We start from the raw sequence: 17,562 nt of genomic DNA, 5'->3' as shown, positions 1-17,562 counted from the left end.
CCTTTACTTAATAGCTGTAATGCAAAGCCATCCTTTACTTGATTTTTCCGTGACATAAACGGTTTGAAAACCGATACGTTCTAATAGTTGCTTCGTTGCCTCAGGTGTTTGATAGGCTTTCATATGATAGTTCATCTTGTAGAGCTCTGCTATGATAATAAATTTCCCACCGTTTTTCAGAACCCGCCATACTTCCTCTACATCCTGCTCCAAGGATGGCCAAAAATAGTGCGTTTGAAAGGCCGTAATCGCATCAAAAAACTGATCATCGTATGGAATGTTTGAAACGCTTGCTTCTTTCACAAAGACCCTACCACTGGCAACATTTGCTTTATTCAATTTGATTGATTCCTTCACTGCCTGTGTGGAAAAATCTATCCCATATATTATACCATTTGGATTCAATTTGGATAAAATTTGGAGCGTTTTCCCACCACCACAACCTATGTCTAATATACGATCACCGTCATTGATAGCTCCTTGCCTGATGAACCATGCATTCATACCACGATGGGCAAAATTCATAATTTGTAGCATCGTTGAGCCAATCCATCCATTTGGCTTTTTCGCTTGTTCAATTAACGTTTGCAAGAGTGACATGATTGGATTCCCCTCTTCAAGTAAGATTGTTAAAATAAAAATTAGAGCTTTAAAATAAAAACGCTTACTAGTTTGTACGTACTTCAAAACAATTTGTTTCATTTTTTACAAAGGAGGAAGATTTTATGATACAACAAGCAAAGCAGAGGGACGCTCATGCTGCTGCCTCATTAGCCTTACTGCTCTGGCCCAATCATACACTAGAGGAATTTACTGAAGAGATGACACAGCTGCTAAAGGAAGAAAACACAGCTATTTTCCTTGCCTTTGATGATGACAAAGCAGTTGGATTTGCCCAATGCCAGTTAAGAACAGATTATGTAGAAGGCACCGACTCGAGTCCAGTCGGCTATTTAGAAGGCCTTTTCGTGAGGGAGGACTATCGCCAGCAGGGCTATGCAAGACTGCTTGTGGAGAAATGTGAGCAATGGGCAAAGCATAGGGGCTGTCTAGAGTTTGCCAGTGACTGTGAATGGGACAATGATGAAAGCCTAAGGGTTCATCTTCAGCTCGGTTTTACAGAAGCCAATCGCATCATTTGCTTCACAAAAAAATTATAAAAATGGCTGACAAAAAAATCACAGGCGTTGCAAACATAACACCTGTGATTTTTCGACATTTTTTAGTTTAGATATGTATTGTTGGAAATATTTCGTTCGCGCTCATCTATGATTAAATGGATCATTAATGCGAGTTGTTGTTCGATTCGCATATTATTTAGATGTAAGATATCAGCAATCACATTCTTTTGCTTCTCTGCTAATTCCATCTCCTCAAGCATTAACATAATTTCTTCTTTTGTCAGCCCAAACATACTCATATCACCCCAATACTCTCTCTTTTTATTATTGTAAAATCATTACTCCCATTTCATATTTAGCGAATTTTTATCTTATTTCGTGAACCATTTTTACTAATTATAGGTTTAAACATGGAAAATAATCAATCTATTATCTACATTTATTTAATATTTTTTTTACATTAAGTAAAAACTTTTATTATGTTTGTTATAACTTATACAAAGATTGTATAAGTTTTCCTGTGGAATATTTCAAAATATTGCAGTAATTGCAACAAGACATCTATACCATTATAAAAATATTCTTGCATTTTGTCGAATTATAGATTTTTTTTGCACAAATTATAATTAATTTACAGCCCAAACGTATTCCTTTACCCATTTTTCACATATATAAAATATCAATACACAAATCCATAAAAAAAGTAATTTCAAAATTGAAACTACTTGTCTTATTTGTATAATCGGCTTTTATATTATTTTTTTAATATCATGTTTCACTATTTCTATTTTCATGTCCTCAATTTGGGAAACCTTTGATGCTGTATCCTTCTGCCATGTCGCTGACTGTACATGTCCTTGCACAAATAATTGGCTGTTTTCCTGGACCACCGCTGGAGCCTTTACTGCAGCTATATCTGTATGACGCATTTCCAATAATGATTTATTGGACAACGCTAAAAATGGTCTAGCCGCCTTATCCACCCTACAATTTTCAATACGCCCCATTGATTGATCTGACCAAATCATGGCATAAGGGCTTTCTTGATCATCTTTAAAATAGCTATTAGCTATCTCAAAAATTGCATCAATGCACGTGATTCCGTTTGCTTCCATTTGTTCAAAGGTGCAATAGTGTGTAAATAATCGGGCATTGTTGATATAGATATGGTGGCTTTGCAGCTCTCGAATCGTTGTATGATGCATCATAATTTTGGCATGTTCATTACCATAAACACCACCTGATTGCCCAAATTGAATAATCGATTGCTGTAGATTTAATCCACTAGCATCAACAATAATATGAAATTGCTGATGGTTTTGAATTTTACATTGGTTCATCGAAACATTTGCCTCATCCACAATGGTAAGCCCGACAGCCATGCCATTACGAACATGACATGTATGAAATTCCACCTTGCTATTTTCAATCAACACCTGTGCCTTGACATGCCGAGAAACTTGACAATCATAGAACTTGGCTTCGGTTTTTTCTCCAAGATACAGCCCATGACTTTGACCATCTGAAAAAATAGAATCAGATACCATTAGTTCACTGCGATGAACCACCATATTCGTATCAAGATGCTCTTTTATTTCACAGCCATCCATCCTGAAAGTCGTGCTATCAAACAATTGAATGCCTACCCCTTGCCCTTGGTGAACTAAACAATTGGTCATCGTCATCTCACTTGACGCAGCCATTACTTGTGCCTTGTCATGCCCATGAATTTCACAGTCCTCCATTGTCAGCTTGACATGACGAATCGCAAAAATACCATGCTTCTTCCCTTCCAACAGCATACAATTCGTCAGGCTTAGCTCACAGTTTTGAGCGATAATCTGTGCCTTCCTATGATGCTCAAATGTCGTGTCGACTAGAATAACACTAGAGCCATTCGCCACACGCAAACCAAAATGATTCAGTGGCGTTGCAAGCACTGCACAATTTTTCATCAGCAAACTACCATAGCTCACCATCATCTGCGTTCGAATCAATTGCTCCTCAATCACACAATTCTCAAGCTGTAAATCGCCTTTCACATACAGCCCCTGCCCTTGCCGGAACCGTAAATTACGCATCGCGACAGGTGTTTGATAGCGAATAAATACGCCACCCTTGATGGTCACATTGCCAACCCCATACAACGTCAGCCGCTTGGCAATATCCAAGCTTTCCTCATAAATCCCATCCCGAATTTCAATCATATCCCCAGGCGCCGCCTCTTCAATCGCCTGCCCGATACTTTGATAACGATGCATAATACTCCTCTTCACCACAAGTACAGCCATTTACACACTCCTAACCAAAAAATGTTCGTACCCTATTTATATACCGAACATGCTTGTGCTTATTCAATTTTGTGTAAAATTGCTGGAATATGCAGGCGTTTATTTGGAATGTTTGACGGTTTAATGAAAGTGGGGAAAAATGCAAAAAAACCAACAACAACCGAATCCCCCCGGTCATTGCTGGTTTATTTCATTTTCATTATTTCTTGCGTTTCACAAATACAATAACAAAAATAGCGGCTAATGCTGCTAGGATGGCGATCATCCATACTGTGTTTGAGTTGGATGTTGTGTCATCTGCAGCGGCTGCTTGTTGCTCTTCTCTTGGAGTAGCGTTCGAAGACTCCATTTCTTTGGCATCCTCTGTCACCACTTGTGCAGTGCTAATTTGCACATATTGTAGTGTTGCTTCATTCGAGGCGGATGCTTCATGCTCGTGGCTGTCGCCATGGCCTTCTGCATGATCCCCGTGGCTCTCCTCTTGCCCACCGTCATGACCATGATGGTGATCCGCTGCTGTTGTAAAAATAGAACGTTCTAGCTGTTGCCCTACCCAGCTTTTGGCATCTGTTGAATCGGCAAAGATGCGAGGGTGTCCTGACAGCATGTATGTTTTACCGTCGATGATAATTCCTGTTTGGTCACCTGTGACTACGTCTTCAATCGTACCCGTTGGTCCTTCTGCGAAGCCGCCCATTTGAATAAGCGTATGTCCGCCCATATCAAATGTAAGGTGCTCTGTTAAGAATGCAATGTACTCTTCTTTCGTCATGGTTGCGTCAGGATTGGCTAGCTCAAGTTTATGATGAAAAAGTGCTGTATTTATTTCCTTGTACGTAATATCTCCCTCTAGAGAAGACACGTAATCCTCTTTTTGAGCTGCCTGTGCTAGCTCATCCACTGTTGCTCCCTCAAGGCCGAAAAAGCCACCTACCCAGCCTGCAAAGTCCTTGCGTGAAAGATTGTCTGTTGGGTTTAAGGCCATATCCTTGCCATTGTACCCAAGAAGCCCAATACTGTGTAGTACCATAATGTCCTGAATATTGGCGGCTGTTTCAGGGACATCCGTGAATAGTGTACTTTTATCCATCGTATGGGCGTAGGCAACGGGTGCCATGAATAAAGTACTCATCAATAATAAAAGTAAATATTTTCTCAAAATGATTCCACCTTCCAATGCAATAGTATACAGCGTAAATGTGTTGGAAGTTTGAAATCAAGCACAATTTTCTATAGTTTGAATCGACGAATGAGGCCATTTAATTGTTCGGCCATTTCTGCTAAATGCTCGGCACTATGTTTAATTTCCTCCATAGAGCTTGCAGCCTGTTCAATGGTCGCCGATGTTTCCTGAATGCCTGCCGCTGACTGTTCAGAGACAGCCGCAATATCATCGACAGATTGGTGAATCGTAACAGTATAGTGAACTACCCCGTGCAAATCTGATGACATCCCATCAATGCTTGCTGCAATGGCATCGATCGCATCTGCAATACGATAGAATGTTGTATTGGTCGTGGCAATTTGCGCTGTGCCTTTTTCTACTTCCCCATAGCCTTGCTCTAATGAGGAGGTCACTGTCCTCGAATCATCCTGAATGGCTCCTACAATGGCTGTAATATCATCAACGGAGAAGGCCACCTGCTCGGCTAATGTGCGAACCTCGTCGGCTACCACCGCAAAGCCCTTTCCTTGTTCCCCAGCTCGGGCTGCTTCAATCGCTGCGTTCAGTGCTAATAAATTTGTCTGTGCCGCAATATTTTGAATGACCGCTACAAGCTTAGAAATTTCTTGTGTTTGTTTACTGAAACCAGTTACCTGATCCACCGCGTTCTTTACCATCTGCTGAATCGCTTCCATTTGCTTTGTGGAAGAGGTCATTGCATCTCTACCTTCTTCTGTTAAAGCTTTGACTTCCTGCGAATATAGTTGAACGTCTTTACTGCCGTCATGAATAGTCGTTACTTTGACAGCAAAGTCGTTTATGGAGGAAGCGACATCTGCTGCATGGTTTGCCTGTCGTTCTGTACCGCTGGCGATTTCTGTTACAGTATGGGCAACTTGTTCTGTACCTGTTTTTACCTCTGTGGTTGACTGCAAAAGCTCCTCACTATGAGCCGCTACCTCATCCGACACTGTTTGAATATGTTTCAAGAGTCGATTTAAAATATCTGCCATTGTGTTGGTCGCTTCCATCAACTGGCCCACTTCATCCTTTGATTGAATAGGTAAAGGGGGCTCGCTTAAATCCCCCTTCGTCATTCGTTGCATACGTTCTGTTAATGTAATAATGGGTCTTGAAATACCACGAGCACTTAATAGCTCAATTATCACTGCTAGAAGAACAATCACCACACCTACGATAATGGCAATTCGCTGTTTCTGTTCCCCAGCGGCAACACTGTCTTTCCCTACTTCATTAATGGCTAGTTTTCGTTGCTCAGCTAAGCCTTCGTAGCCTTCACGAATAGACGTGGCTGTGTCATCCATTTTTGTGAGGTTTTGAGTAGCCAGATTGGTGTTCCCTTGGTCATATACCGCAAATACCTCTTGTTCAATATAACGGTTCCATTCTTTAGACATCTCCGCAAATTGTCCGAATTCGCCTGAGGAAGATAATGCTGATCGTTTTTCTTCGTTGCTTAGTTCCTTTGCAACATTATCCTGAAATATCTCTTTATACTTTTCTCTACCAGAAAGCACATAGCCTCTAGCTGCCGCTATTCTTAAATCAATGGACTGTGCCTGCTCGTAATCGATGATTAATAGTTGTAATTCTTGCTGTACAATTTGCTCTGTCGCATCATTGCTTTGCTTGATGGCAAAGTAATTGTAAACAATGTATCCCATCACGATTGCAATCACAATGCTAAAGGAAAAAACAATGCGTCTACTAATTGTTTTGAACTTCATTTGCAAAAACCCCTTATTTTCCTAATCTATTCCATCATTAAAAATTTACCATTTAATAAGGGCGATTAGCGGTTTTAGGAATTTTTTCTATATTTCCAGAAATAACTTGGTCAATATAATGTTTTTTATAGCATCTTTTATCTTACGGCTTTAGTACTATTCTTAATCCCAGCCATTGAACATTACATCGCCAATGGTTTGGCTATTAAAATAAGAGACGTATTTCCATTCTGTAGTAGATAGACTATGTAACGCCTCATCCTTTATTAGTAATGTTGTAAGTGTCTCCGCTTCCAAGCATTTTCGCATAGGAAAATATTTATGCAGGTGAGGCTTGGATAAAAAGGTAAAGCTACTCTCCTCCTGCTTGGCAAAGGCGATGTACGGCATCAAACGATGATGAAGAATCGTCAGTGTTTCTCCATCGATTTCAATCAATGCCTGCATATAGACAAAGGGCGTTTGATCGATAAATTGCCGTACCTTCGCTCGTTGTTCGCTTGTCACTAAATGGTACACCATCGACTGAAACATGCGCATGTCCTGCTCAATTAAATGCGCTGCATCGAAACCAGAAATTCCTTTTGTTAAACGCAAGCCATCCATCACTCCTTGTTATTTGCCTCTATATAGGACCTTCTCGTTCGGATGAGGCATTTCCTGCCAATCTATGCATTTCTTTTAATGTGATAATCAATTTGTAAAAAGGGAATACCAAATAACGTCATCTGATGGCGTGCTGACAATGTCTTGTCATCTACCGCAGAAATTTGAAAATGCTCCTGTAAGGGTAGCCTCATTACATTTTTTCCTATCGCCAAATAAATTCCTGCATCTCCATCATGGCGACTTGTTAGGTGTAGCTGACCATTTTCTTCATAGGCATACAAAATGCCAACCATTGTTGAGAACGGGAGTGGTAAGGCTATATTCATATAGGTCGTTTCGTCGCTTGTGTGCTTCGAATAAATCGCGACAAAAACGGTTTGCTGTTGAATTGTCCGAATCCATGCACGTGGAGACGGACGGCTATCTTGTGCAGAATCAACCTGAACAATGCTACCCGTCATTTCAATTTGCTTACTGGAAAAGGGTAAATTGAGCTGTTGGAGAAAACGCCCCATGCCTTGATACAGAAAGGCAAAAGGTCGAAACCAAGTCTTCCATTGCACCGTCGAAAACAGACGATAGGTCGTTGTATGCTCATAAAAATGTGGAATGACAGGCGGTAGCTTTGCTGTATCGACAAAGTCCTGTAAGGCATCGACCAAGCCAGGGTGTGGTATATTCTCGTGATGTAGCTTTCCGCGAATTTGGCTTACAGGGAACTCAAACGGACGCTGTGTTGTTGGGGGGACAGCCATTAGCCAGGCGATGACCCCTAAAGCCCCAAAGAAAACACCATTGATCACACCATGGAATTGAAGCATTTCTGGAATGCCGATGGAAACGTTTCCGCTGACACGACTGTAAACATACAGACAAGACCCAAGAATTGTCAGACAGAGCGCTCCATAGGAAATCCTCAGCAATAGCCCCTGTCCAAACAGAAGCTTTGTTTTGAGCGCTACGAAAAACAAGCCGTAAATGGCGAAAATATAAAGAGCAACGGCAATGATTTCGATGAGAACGGAAAAGGCAATACCTATCGCAACAAGGATTGGTCCTGCTAGCAATATCATCACCATGACACGATACCCATTACTATCATGTAATCGACCTAAAAGTCCTACGGAAATGGGTAATAAACAAGCTGAATAATGAAAGTGAATCGCTGTTAACCACGTTATTAATGGTGAAAAACCCGTATCCATGTTGGCGACATAGGCGAAAAACCACAAACCACCAAGAGCTAGGTAGAAAAGCCCCATGTCGATAGCAAACTCCGCAATATTCGTAAAGCCTCGTTGTAAAAATCTTTTCACGCCTTGTATGGCAATATAGAAGGTATACAGTAAATACATGCCTGCCAAAACATTAGCCAATAAGCCATCCGTCGACCAATGCAGCAGTGTAACGGCTAGCATCATCCCAATAATGATGGCTTTGCCCGCTTTTGTAACATCGACAACCATTGAAACCATGGTGGGAACGAAAATCAGTTGAGCAACTGTTAGTAACCATAAGTAATTGGGTTGTCCACTAAGCACAAAGCAAATCACCGTGAACAAAATCCCTAGTAAAAAAATAAAATTACTTCGATTGTTGCGTAAATTCACCAGCATACATCATGAGCCTCCCTATGAATGGATTATGGATGGAGACATGAATGGTAAAGACATTTTTCGATTCATCAAAGCCTTCCTCTACAATGACTCGACCCTCTAACAGTCGAGGCATCGGGCATTCGAAACGCGAGAGGACAAAGCGCTGCTTACCTGACCGAATGACTAATGTCCCCTCACGTGTCACCGTAAAGTGCAAATCGGAATAAAAAAGCGCGGGTATGCCTAAATAATCTTTCACAATTTTTTGGATTGGATCAATGGTCATCCTTGCATCAAAATGCCTGGTTTTCTGCGGGAAATAAAAGGTACGCTCCCATAGCACCTCTAGTTCCCCACTTGGCAGGGCTCTGCATGTATTCGAAATGGTAAAGGGGATATCCTCCCCTGACTCTGGGAACAGAAATCGCGTTTTCGCAGCCAGTGTATAGAAGGGACGCATCCATTTAGCACCAGATTTTATTTGATGCATCACGCCCTGAGCAAAAAATGGTTCATCTATTGGTAACGCATAACGCTGCTGTAGCTTCGGATGAAGTCTCGCAAAATCATCCCCTAATATTGTTTGATAGATCGTCATCCTTGTTATCCTCGCTTTCTTTTGCAACTTTTAGCACTGGGTACATCCTTACTTAAGCTAAAGCCGATAATCGACAACACCCATAAAGCGCTATTAAAGGTAAGTGGATTAAAGGGTGCTTGTACACTTGTCGGGTCCGCAACAGTAGCAGCTATCGTCAAGAGCGGAAAAATGATAATTTGCATACCAAAGAGCCAGCGTTTTCCTCGCGGGTAAAGCCAACATAAAGCAAAGAGAATTTCCGCAACCCCTATCCAAATAACCAGATGATCTGCATGATTTAGTAATGAAGCCGTCATCTTTAATTCCTGCGGATGTAAATGGATAATCTTCGGTACAAGACCATGATAGAACCAGACAAAGCAAAAGAATAGACGCATGAGCATCGTTAAAAAGAATCGTCTATACTGTGCAGCAGGATTTTCTCCTTTTTCTAGCCATCTTTTTAAAACATCAAAGCTGAGTGCCGTCGCCCACCCCATTAATGGACGAAAAAGTAAATCAAAGAATACGCCAAGCTTGCCGTAGCGTGTGTCATAATCATATTGGGTCAGGAATGTCAGCCCCTGTTGATGCGGGATATATTGCCAATAGCCCTTTCCCTCCGCTATGGGTGAGCGCTTTTGAGGCGTACCAAAATGCAGTGAGGATGTTCGCGTGCCATTTTCTTTATGATGCTCCCCCTTGCTTTCTCCCCAGCCGCTTACCTGTAAGCCTGGCATGACCTTCGTTTCATAGGTAAAACGCTGTGGCTCCTCAGTTGTTTTTTTCGGACTATATGTAATCGATGTAAAACGTAAATCCCATTGCTCATGCAGCTGAGGATTTTGTGTATAATCCCACGCTTTCTCTATAGGAGCCTGAATGTCTATCTCGACATAAATAGGCTTTCTGCTCATAAACTCACTCCTTTTTTGATGAAGCCACTATCATTATAGCAGTAAATTGATAACCTTCTATTAAATGGGTATGCAAATTACGTTTCTCAATAAAAATAAAAAACTTGAATCGAAATGATGACTTGAGTCTAATGGTATCGTTAGTACTATTAGTTTTAACGAGAATACGAGGCTTTATTGATGATGGTATACCCATGTCCTATGTCTTCTTCACATTAGGCATCATGAGCATGCCTTTATGTACTACACTCATTCACTCTCTAGAGGTTATGGGAGGAGCGGACAAAGCTAGAAATTTAAATAACAACAGCCCCTCTATTTAATAGAAGGGCTGTTGTCTTTCGTGTTCAAAATTAAGCTTTTGAAGGGTCCTTTCATAAAATGTTATGGTTTTTGACAAGCAAAATTATAGCCGCCGATTTTTCTAGCCTCTGTCGCATTGGTTTGTCCATTTACACCAGCATCATCTCGGGAGTCAATGATTGGATTGCCTCCCTGTGCAAAGCATTTGTTCATATAATTCATTTTTTCTTTATGTGTCAAGTATCGGTCCCAGAAGAAATAGCCTATGAAAGAAACCAAACCAATTCCTGCAAGCCATGCTATAACAGCATATGGTGTTACTTCTCCATCTTCATTTTCTTTATAAATAATTGTGCCTTCATAATTGTCCATGTCTAGCCCAAAGGTTAAAAGTTTATGATGAACCTCATTAGGAGATAGTGATTCAAGAGATTCGTAATAATTTAATTCTTCATCTGTGAAATGATATAATTTCTGAGCTGCTTCTTCATCAAACTCTAATGTTTGTGTAGCCAAGTTATAGTAGATGGATTCGGCTAAAACACTTTCTTTACGTCCATATTCATCAGCATTCGCAAAATTCGGAAAAATTGTACCAACAATCAACGTAACAATCAAACTGCAAATAAAAAATTGAAGCTTCTTCATCACAATGAACCTCCTTGTTTTAATTTGTTTATGGCAAAATATTACATTAATGGATAATGTAACATTATCTTTATTATACATATAATCCAGATAAATGTATAATATATAAAGAAAGTGAGGTGTTTTTTTGTATTTCTCAAATATACAATTATTAATGCTTGTATTTGCTTTTGTTATTGCGATTTTCAGTGTAATTAAAGTGTATCAAATAAAAAAAGAGTATTTGATTAAACACAGAGAATTAGAGGTGGAATACGAAAGAATCCAACTGGAGAAACAAAAACAAAAGATTCTTTAATTTAGTATGAAACTTACTATATAAAAAGTGCACCTCGTCATTAGATTTTCCCTAACGATTGGGTGCACCTATTTTTTCCTAAATTGCTCTAGCTACTTATCTATTGATACTGACAATGATTTGTAATAGTTTATCGAACTTGGGCAAGCTTTATAGTAAAAATGCCTTCGTTGGATAACCCACTGACCGAAATCCTCTGATAGGCTTCAATCATTAACTACATCCTGCCACCAGTCGTCTACCTGATAGTGTAATAACTGTTCGGGGTGAGTCCCATGCCCGCGATATAAGGGCGCATAGCAAGTATAGCCTTGGCTATGTAATGAAGTGGCTACTTTCTTCATATCTCTTGTATGCCTCGTAAAAGAATGTAAAAGTAATAGGGCATGCTCATTTCCCTGTAAATAAATTTCTTTTGCTGGTAGTATGTTTAGCACATCATCAAGCCCCTCATCTAACTTCATTTAAGCCCCAACAAACAGCACAGCCTGTCCGATCGCAATAAAAAAGGCTTCCTGCTGAATGGGGCTGCTGTCTTCAATTTGCAGCGTAATGTCAAAATGCGTCTCACAGAAAGTCGCTTGCCAGCGGGCGATGGGCTGCTCATTCACAGTAAAAACAGACCAGCCCTCCATTTCCTTGTTGAGCTTGATCTGCTGTTCGCCATCGGTAATGACTAAATCAGGAATCATGATTTGCCAGCCATCGTAGGCAATCATATAGTCTTTCCCTGTCACCAAATCCTTACCACGAAAATGCACACGTCCGCGACGGGATACTTTTTTACACGTAAAAAGTTGTTGACCGTTGCGATCATTGACATCAAAGCGAACAAAATAACGATAGTCCATTGTGCGGTCAAATGCTTTTTTTAGAGCATTGGAATACACGCGTTGAACAGTGGACGATACCTCCCCCGCTTCATTTAAAATAGTAACGGTCTCTGTTGACTCGATGGCTGCTGGTTGCTTGTATGTATAGGTCTTCAATCTATTCGCTCCTTTAAAACAATTGCTTTCTTAAAGCTACCATAAAATAAGCGCCAAATACAAAGGATGTATTTGACGCCCCTATTATTGTACGGGTACTTCTACTGTAAATGGTTGGAAGTTCACTTCTTTATAGGCTGATGGATTGAATGGAAGATGTGTTTCTTTGCCATCAGCATCTATTTGAACGCTCCCACCCCCTGTTGGAATAGCAACATAAGGCGTAATGGTTAATTTTCCAACGTGTTGTGCTATTGGATCAAAGGCTTTCGTGCTGCTTAATATCCACACCCCATCATCAAATTGCGCTTTTCCACCGCCCGAATGAGAGGCGATCTCCCTGCCTTGCCCATCTGTTATGAAAATTTCTATAGATGCTGGTGGGTTATCGAGGATTCCATTCATCTTTGCTTCATAGTCAAGGGAGATCCCCGATGGACTGAAGGAGATGTTGGATATATCAAGCTCAATGCCTTCAACCTCCTGTCGATGATTCACAGGAACATGGACAATCTCTGTAATCTTTTCAATCGGGGTCGAAAACGTCCATTTTTCTCCCTTTTCGCCTGCTAATATTAAGCCCAATTGAAAGAAATCTGGCATTTCCTCAACCTGTTTGACATCAAACGTCGCAATACCTGTCCGAACCGTAGGACTTAACCTCTGTTCAGAATAGCTACCTGAGCTGACAGTTGGTTGGGCGCCATTAATGGTAAATTCCAAGCCTGCTCCAAAATATAGTTCACTCAATTCCTGCTCAGATTGCATCGTTACCCCAACCGTTATACGAGAATCATCATAAAGCACCTCATCTACTGTGACCGAAATCCCATTGATGGTTTGTGTTTCGCCAACAGCTTTGGTTAGTCCCTGTTCACTGGCTTGTTTTAGCCCAGGCAAGCCTGAGTCATTGAATACGGAACCGATAATTGGTAGCTTGGACAATGTGCTCGCAAATGTTGGTGATACATAGGCTGTGCCAATGGTTAAACTAAAAACGGCAACAGTACTGGCAATAAATACGAATGGTTTACGCTTGCTTCTTCTTTTCATTTGAATTGGTTTACCTTGTGCTTGTTGAATACCTTGTGCAATCGCTGCTCGTACCTCATCCCGTGGAAATTCAGGTAGGGTCACTGACTTTTTCATTGAACATTGCACTCCTTTCTAATTGTCGTTTTAGCTGTTTTTTACCACGATGCAAATAGGTTTTGATGGTGTTCTCAGGCTTTTTCATCATGTCTGAAATTTCTTTAATAGGTAAATCGTGATAATAAAATAAAAGGAGCGCCATCTGCTGGGAATGGTTTAATTGTTGGATAGCTTCTGCTAAATCAATAGGATTCCCTATGACCTGCTCCTGATCATGCAACCGCTCTAATAATTCCCTCTCCTCATAGGGAATCATTTTCTTGCCCTTTTTCAGCAAACGATAGCATTCATGAATTAAAATGCGGAACAGCCATGTCGAGAAAAATGCTGGATTTTTTAGTTGATGAACGGTTAAATAGGCTTTACATGCCGCTTCTTGAATAGCATCTAGCGCATCCTCTTTTTGACCAACATACGATAACGCCGTGTAATATAGTTTTTCTTCCTCTAGCACAAGTAGCTGTTCAAAGGCTTCCTTCTGCCCCGCAATCGCTTGTTTAACGATAGATAAATCATGTTCCATGCTTGTTTCCCCTCCTTCCATACTTAGAGTCTTTTATCCAAGCAAAAGGTTTCACTTTTATTTATTTTTTTGGCCATACAAAAAGAGACTACTTCAATGAAAGTAGCCTACTCCATTTTCTATCGATCTAACTTAAAGGTAATTTCCCCGATGCCCAATTCCGAATTGACCTCTAGCACGACATCCGCCTTGTCGTAAGCTTCGTTGACATAGACACCATTCCCTTTTGACATAAGACCCTCCACAGTAGACGAGCCAATGCCTTTTTCCGTCGTTAGTTTCACGCCAACCTTTGAAGGTAAAATAACTGTTGTTTGACCGACACCTGTTTCAATAGTTGTTGTAAAGCTCTTTTTCCAGTCGCCACCTAGATTAACCGTTAGATCACCGACACCCGCTTCAATATCGAGTTTTTCCAGCTGAAGACCCTGTAAATCGAGGTTGGCAAGAGAGGCACCCGTTTCCACAGTCAGATCCATCGGGATGCTGTCGTTCAGTTGAATCGCCCATGTGTTTTTAATATTGGAGAGCCCCAGCTTTGTTGAGCCCTTATGCTTGATTTCCACTTCTCCTGTATCGCCATGTAGATCATAGTCTACCTGAGGGGCTAGCTTTTTTACATTATATTCTGCGTTACCCTCCACCCATTCCTTTGCACCACTCGATACATTCATTTCGCCAACACCTAAATCAATATCTACCTCTAATGCTTTCGCTTTATCCTTTTCCACCAAAATGGCTTCCTCTCGCATTTTATTTGGAATAAAGGAAAAGCACCCCGATAATACCAATGCTGACGTGCCCATCACGACACCTAAACCAACTAATTTTTTCACTATTATTTCCTCCCGCCGTATAATCTACCAATAATTTCATTATATAGGAGAAGGGAAATTAAAATACGACCCTACGCTTGAATTTCATCTAAGACCTAAGACGTAGAGAGGCTTACTGATAAGGAATGTCATGCCCCTCCAGCAATGCCTTTAAATTCGCAAGAGAGGCATCATAGCCTGGCGAATTAAAGCTCACCGTAGTGCCATTACCCTGTTCGGCTAGCGTAATAGCAATTAATGTTTCAGGAACTTCTAGATAGAAGGAAAATTCCTCATTTTTCTTCACTTGCTGAATCGTTAGCTCCATCGGCAGTTTTTCAGAAAGCTTATTATGTGCGTTTGGCATTAAAGTAAATGTCATTTTTTCTCCAGCTGCTAGAATAGGAATGTCCCATGTGGAGCCTGGTGCGTACCATCGGGAGAGGGATTGCTCCTCTGTAATCGCTTGCCATACTTTATCAATCTTTGCCTCAATCCAAATCGAACTGGTCATTCGCAGCAACCTCCATTTCCTCTTTTCCATTATTTTATCGAACTTTCAGGAGTTATACTACTTTGGGATGTTCTGTATAAGTGAAATGCCCCCAGTATGACCATCACAGCGATGACATCCAAAGCGAGCTGATAGCTGGAAAAAACAGCAACCAATAATCCATAAACTGTTGGTGCCAAAACAATAAAGAACTGATTAATCGTTAACGCTGCACTAACTGTCAGTCCTACTGCTTGCGAATCGGATTGTTCCGTGACACAGGTGATATATATGGAATACCAGCCAAGCGCTAAAAATCCAAATACACTGCAAAAAATAATCATGAGGCCCTTACTATGTATGACAAAGGGCAAACAGCCAACCATCAGAAATGTAGCGACCATGACGAGCACTAATAAAGGCTCTCGTTTTTGAGCGAAATAATGATCACTCATCCAAGCAAGTACAATTCTGCCAAACATCCCACCAAGTAAAATCAGACTTAAATAGCGCCCTGCCTCGGTTAATGTATACCCACCTTCATGATGTAAATAGCTCATAAAGTGAGCAATAATAATCATTTGGAGGGACATCATGACCATGCCCACAAAAAATAAAGGATAGAGCGCTCGATTGTGCCGAATAGCACGCATTTTCTCTTTAAAAGGAATGAGAGGTGCCGTAGCGGTGTCATGCTGTTGCTCTTTATAAAGCAATAAAAATAATAGTCCCCCACCAACCGCCATCAAGCCCTGTGCTAAATGGACAGAGGAAAGATGATGATGTTGATACAAATAGGTCAACACAGTGGAAGCCAATGCACCACCAATTGGAATACCTGTTTGGCGAATCCCTATAGCCAGTCCTCGATGCTTGTTAGGAAACCATTTCACAATAGCAGTACTGCCACCTGTTTGCGCACTGCCATACCATATCCCCACAACTATTAATACGAGAAGCAATGTCGTATAATGATTCACGGGTATTAGCAATAAGGCTGACAGGCCCAGTAATATCGAGCCCCATCCAATAATCTGCTTTTCTCCCTTCTTATCCATGAGATAGCCGAATAGCAGCATGGAGAAAATTGGCCCAATATTGACGGCTGAAACAATTAGCCCTGTTTGGAAGGACGTTAAGTGCCACTCCATTTGATAAAAAGAGGCAACTGGCCCCATTCCGTAGGTCACAAAGGTTGCGGCTGTCTGCGAAAGTGTAGCCACAAGCAAAATGACCCATCGATAATATGTATGCATAATAACCCTCCATCAGGTTACTGCTTTTGCAGTCTACCTTTTCATTATCTAGAGTGTACGTGGACAGCTAGCGTACGTAAAATGGAGGAAAATGATAGCGGCTATTAAAAAAATCTATAGGTATGTGAGGAACAACATGAACATTGAAGAAATTGCCTTAAAAATGGAGCTTTTAGAGAGGCAAAACTTGAGTAAATCGGCTGAAATCACCAATTATACACAATCTGCCTTAACAGCAAAGGTGAAAAAAATGGAGCGTGAAATTGGGCAGGACGTCTTTAAACGAACACCTCAAGGCTTAAAGCTGACAGAGGTAGGTCAACATTATTTACAGTTTTTAAAGAAAGTTGCCGAGCAGTATGAAGACTTTTTACATACCATCGGCCCTGCACAAACGAGTATTTTGGTTGGTACATCTCATACAACCATTAAAATTTATGGTCCATCCATCATGAACGCACTGCAAACTAGTCGAAGTCCGATAGATGTTGATTTCACTGTGGAATCAAGTACAGCCTTAAATCACAAAGTTCATCTGGCGGAAATAGATTGCGCATTAACAAGTAATCCAATCAAGCATTATAGCGATCTACACTATGATGTACTAGCCACAGAGACATTTGAAGTTATCTCAAGCACCGCTCCTATCATCGACTTTGAACAACGAACACCTGTCACATTGCTTGTGTTAAGTAAGGGCTGCATGTATACCCATGCATTAGCACAATGGCTCACTGACAAGCAGGTACCTTTTACGATGAAGGAGATTAAATCGGTTAGTAGTATTTTAGATTTTCTTGAAATCGAGCACACATTGGCTGTATTAAATACCAAATTACTAGCACTTTATCCTTGTCCTGACCTGCATTTTTATGATTTAGACGGGCTTCACAATGCGATCGAAACAGTTTATATCTATAAAAAAGATGACAGTAAGCAGCCCTTCATCCTGCAATTAAAACAGGTCATTGAATCCTTGCTTGAGCAGAATTAGCTCAATAAACCTATTTTGTGCTAATATTCTAAAAACCCTATATTATTCACACGGACTACACT

19 protein-coding genes are annotated in these 17,562 nt (G+C 40.8%); 2 read left to right on the top strand and 17 right to left on the bottom strand.

Going from position 1 to position 17,562, the window contains the following annotated elements:
• Positions 1–3: 3 nt before the first annotated feature.
• The gene (locus PSR12_RS09805; RefSeq protein ID WP_274772935.1) at positions 4–600 is read right to left on the bottom strand and encodes a class I SAM-dependent methyltransferase; all 597 of its coding nucleotides are present in this window, start codon (positions 598–600) and stop codon (positions 4–6) included.
• Between the two features lie 125 nt (positions 601–725).
• On the opposite strand from PSR12_RS09805, the gene aac(6') reads away from it, so the two are divergent.
• The gene (gene aac(6') / locus PSR12_RS09800; protein WP_274772933.1) at positions 726–1,160 is read left to right on the top strand and encodes an aminoglycoside 6'-N-acetyltransferase; all 435 of its coding nucleotides are present in this window, start codon (positions 726–728) and stop codon (positions 1,158–1,160) included.
• A 62-nt stretch (positions 1,161–1,222) separates the two neighbouring features.
• Here the strand turns inward: aac(6') and PSR12_RS09795 are convergent, their stop codons facing one another.
• From PSR12_RS09795 to PSR12_RS09720, 16 genes are all read right to left on the bottom strand, one after another.
• Entirely contained in the window at positions 1,223–1,414 is a 192-nt protein-coding gene (locus tag PSR12_RS09795) for a hypothetical protein (protein ID WP_004228683.1), read from the bottom strand.
• 456 nt (positions 1,415–1,870) lie between these two features.
• Positions 1,871–3,412, bottom strand: a complete 1,542-nt coding sequence (locus PSR12_RS09790) for a right-handed parallel beta-helix repeat-containing protein (protein WP_274772930.1) — start codon at positions 3,410–3,412, stop codon at positions 1,871–1,873.
• A 199-nt stretch (positions 3,413–3,611) separates the two neighbouring features.
• On the bottom strand, positions 3,612–4,571 hold the full coding sequence (locus PSR12_RS09785; RefSeq protein WP_274772928.1) for a hypothetical protein: 960 nt from the start codon (positions 4,569–4,571) through the stop codon (positions 3,612–3,614).
• A gap of 71 nt (positions 4,572–4,642) precedes the next feature.
• Positions 4,643–6,325 (bottom strand): methyl-accepting chemotaxis protein, encoded by a 1,683-nt coding sequence (locus PSR12_RS09780; RefSeq protein WP_257521988.1) that lies wholly within the window; start codon positions 6,323–6,325, stop codon positions 4,643–4,645.
• Between the two features lie 162 nt (positions 6,326–6,487).
• Complete coding sequence (locus tag PSR12_RS09775) at positions 6,488–6,931, bottom strand: hypothetical protein (RefSeq protein WP_221683088.1); 444 nt, start codon at positions 6,929–6,931, stop codon at positions 6,488–6,490.
• Between the two features lie 62 nt (positions 6,932–6,993).
• Positions 6,994–8,550, bottom strand: a complete 1,557-nt coding sequence (locus PSR12_RS09770) for a YndJ family protein (RefSeq protein WP_274772924.1) — start codon at positions 8,548–8,550, stop codon at positions 6,994–6,996.
• Positions 8,519–9,130 carry a DUF4166 domain-containing protein gene (locus tag PSR12_RS09765; protein WP_274772922.1) on the bottom strand — a complete coding sequence of 204 codons (612 nt, stop codon included), beginning with the start codon at positions 9,128–9,130 and terminating at the stop codon, positions 8,519–8,521. Before PSR12_RS09765 ends, PSR12_RS09770 begins: the two co-directional genes overlap by 32 nt.
• A gap of 5 nt (positions 9,131–9,135) precedes the next feature.
• Positions 9,136–10,029 carry a DoxX-like family protein gene (locus PSR12_RS09760; RefSeq protein WP_274772920.1) on the bottom strand — a complete coding sequence of 298 codons (894 nt, stop codon included), beginning with the start codon at positions 10,027–10,029 and terminating at the stop codon, positions 9,136–9,138.
• Positions 10,030–10,413: 384 nt separating this feature from the next.
• On the bottom strand, positions 10,414–10,980 hold the full coding sequence (locus PSR12_RS09755; RefSeq protein ID WP_221683092.1) for a hypothetical protein: 567 nt from the start codon (positions 10,978–10,980) through the stop codon (positions 10,414–10,416).
• 504 nt (positions 10,981–11,484) lie between these two features.
• Complete coding sequence (locus PSR12_RS09750; RefSeq protein ID WP_274772918.1) at positions 11,485–11,742, bottom strand: alpha/beta hydrolase; 258 nt, start codon at positions 11,740–11,742, stop codon at positions 11,485–11,487.
• The gene (locus PSR12_RS09745) at positions 11,743–12,267 is read right to left on the bottom strand and encodes a tubby C-terminal domain-like protein (RefSeq protein ID WP_274772916.1); all 525 of its coding nucleotides are present in this window, start codon (positions 12,265–12,267) and stop codon (positions 11,743–11,745) included.
• Positions 12,268–12,351: 84 nt separating this feature from the next.
• Positions 12,352–13,416, bottom strand: a complete 1,065-nt coding sequence (locus PSR12_RS09740) for a DUF4179 domain-containing protein (protein WP_274772914.1) — start codon at positions 13,414–13,416, stop codon at positions 12,352–12,354.
• A complete protein-coding gene (locus PSR12_RS09735) occupies positions 13,391–13,942 on the bottom strand; it encodes a sigma-70 family RNA polymerase sigma factor (protein ID WP_131519938.1) in 552 nt (183 codons plus the stop codon). The genes PSR12_RS09740 and PSR12_RS09735 overlap by 26 nt, the downstream gene beginning before the upstream one ends.
• A gap of 119 nt (positions 13,943–14,061) precedes the next feature.
• Positions 14,062–14,778 (bottom strand): toast rack family protein, encoded by a 717-nt coding sequence (locus PSR12_RS09730; RefSeq protein ID WP_274772912.1) that lies wholly within the window; start codon positions 14,776–14,778, stop codon positions 14,062–14,064.
• Positions 14,779–14,890: 112 nt separating this feature from the next.
• Positions 14,891–15,271, bottom strand: a complete 381-nt coding sequence (locus PSR12_RS09725; protein WP_274772910.1) for an SRPBCC domain-containing protein — start codon at positions 15,269–15,271, stop codon at positions 14,891–14,893.
• 29 nt (positions 15,272–15,300) lie between these two features.
• The gene (locus tag PSR12_RS09720; protein WP_274772908.1) at positions 15,301–16,506 is read right to left on the bottom strand and encodes an MFS transporter; all 1,206 of its coding nucleotides are present in this window, start codon (positions 16,504–16,506) and stop codon (positions 15,301–15,303) included.
• A 136-nt stretch (positions 16,507–16,642) separates the two neighbouring features.
• Between PSR12_RS09720 and PSR12_RS09715 the strand changes: the two genes are divergently transcribed.
• Positions 16,643–17,500 (top strand): LysR family transcriptional regulator, encoded by an 858-nt coding sequence (locus PSR12_RS09715; RefSeq protein ID WP_221683099.1) that lies wholly within the window; start codon positions 16,643–16,645, stop codon positions 17,498–17,500.
• Positions 17,501–17,562: the final 62 nt, after the last annotated feature.

The sequence above is a fragment of the Lysinibacillus sp. G01H genome (assembly GCF_028872195.1).
Lineage (GTDB): Bacteria > Bacillota > Bacilli > Bacillales_A > Planococcaceae > Lysinibacillus > Lysinibacillus capsici.
The sequence above is the reverse complement of the archived record's forward strand: the minus strand, read 5'-3'. Positions and strand labels throughout refer to the sequence as shown.

What these genes read in the sequence shown, in the direction of transcription:
- PSR12_RS09780 (WP_257521988.1), bottom strand. Translation starts at nt 6,325, where the DNA reads ATGAAGTTCAAAACAATTAGTAGACGCATTGTTTTTTCCTTTAGCATT.
- PSR12_RS09770 (WP_274772924.1), bottom strand. Translation starts at nt 8,550, where the DNA reads ATGCTGGTGAATTTACGCAACAATCGAAGTAATTTTATTTTTTTACTA.
- PSR12_RS09765 (WP_274772922.1), bottom strand. Translation starts at nt 9,130, where the DNA reads ATGACGATCTATCAAACAATATTAGGGGATGATTTTGCGAGACTTCAT.
- PSR12_RS09775 (WP_221683088.1), bottom strand. Translation starts at nt 6,931, where the DNA reads ATGGATGGCTTGCGTTTAACAAAAGGAATTTCTGGTTTCGATGCAGCG.
- PSR12_RS09735 (WP_131519938.1), bottom strand. Translation starts at nt 13,942, where the DNA reads ATGGAACATGATTTATCTATCGTTAAACAAGCGATTGCGGGGCAGAAG.
- PSR12_RS09795 (WP_004228683.1), bottom strand. Translation starts at nt 1,414, where the DNA reads ATGTTTGGGCTGACAAAAGAAGAAATTATGTTAATGCTTGAGGAGATG.
- PSR12_RS09725 (WP_274772910.1), bottom strand. Translation starts at nt 15,271, where the DNA reads ATGACCAGTTCGATTTGGATTGAGGCAAAGATTGATAAAGTATGGCAA.
- PSR12_RS09805 (WP_274772935.1), bottom strand. Translation starts at nt 600, where the DNA reads ATGTCACTCTTGCAAACGTTAATTGAACAAGCGAAAAAGCCAAATGGA.
- PSR12_RS09760 (WP_274772920.1), bottom strand. Translation starts at nt 10,029, where the DNA reads ATGAGCAGAAAGCCTATTTATGTCGAGATAGACATTCAGGCTCCTATA.
- PSR12_RS09720 (WP_274772908.1), bottom strand. Translation starts at nt 16,506, where the DNA reads ATGCATACATATTATCGATGGGTCATTTTGCTTGTGGCTACACTTTCG.
- PSR12_RS09755 (WP_221683092.1), bottom strand. Translation starts at nt 10,980, where the DNA reads ATGAAGAAGCTTCAATTTTTTATTTGCAGTTTGATTGTTACGTTGATT.
- PSR12_RS09790 (WP_274772930.1), bottom strand. Translation starts at nt 3,412, where the DNA reads ATGGCTGTACTTGTGGTGAAGAGGAGTATTATGCATCGTTATCAAAGT.
- PSR12_RS09740 (WP_274772914.1), bottom strand. Translation starts at nt 13,416, where the DNA reads ATGAAAAAGTCAGTGACCCTACCTGAATTTCCACGGGATGAGGTACGA.
- PSR12_RS09715 (WP_221683099.1), top strand. Translation starts at nt 16,643, where the DNA reads ATGAACATTGAAGAAATTGCCTTAAAAATGGAGCTTTTAGAGAGGCAA.
- PSR12_RS09750 (WP_274772918.1), bottom strand. Translation starts at nt 11,742, where the DNA reads ATGAAGTTAGATGAGGGGCTTGATGATGTGCTAAACATACTACCAGCA.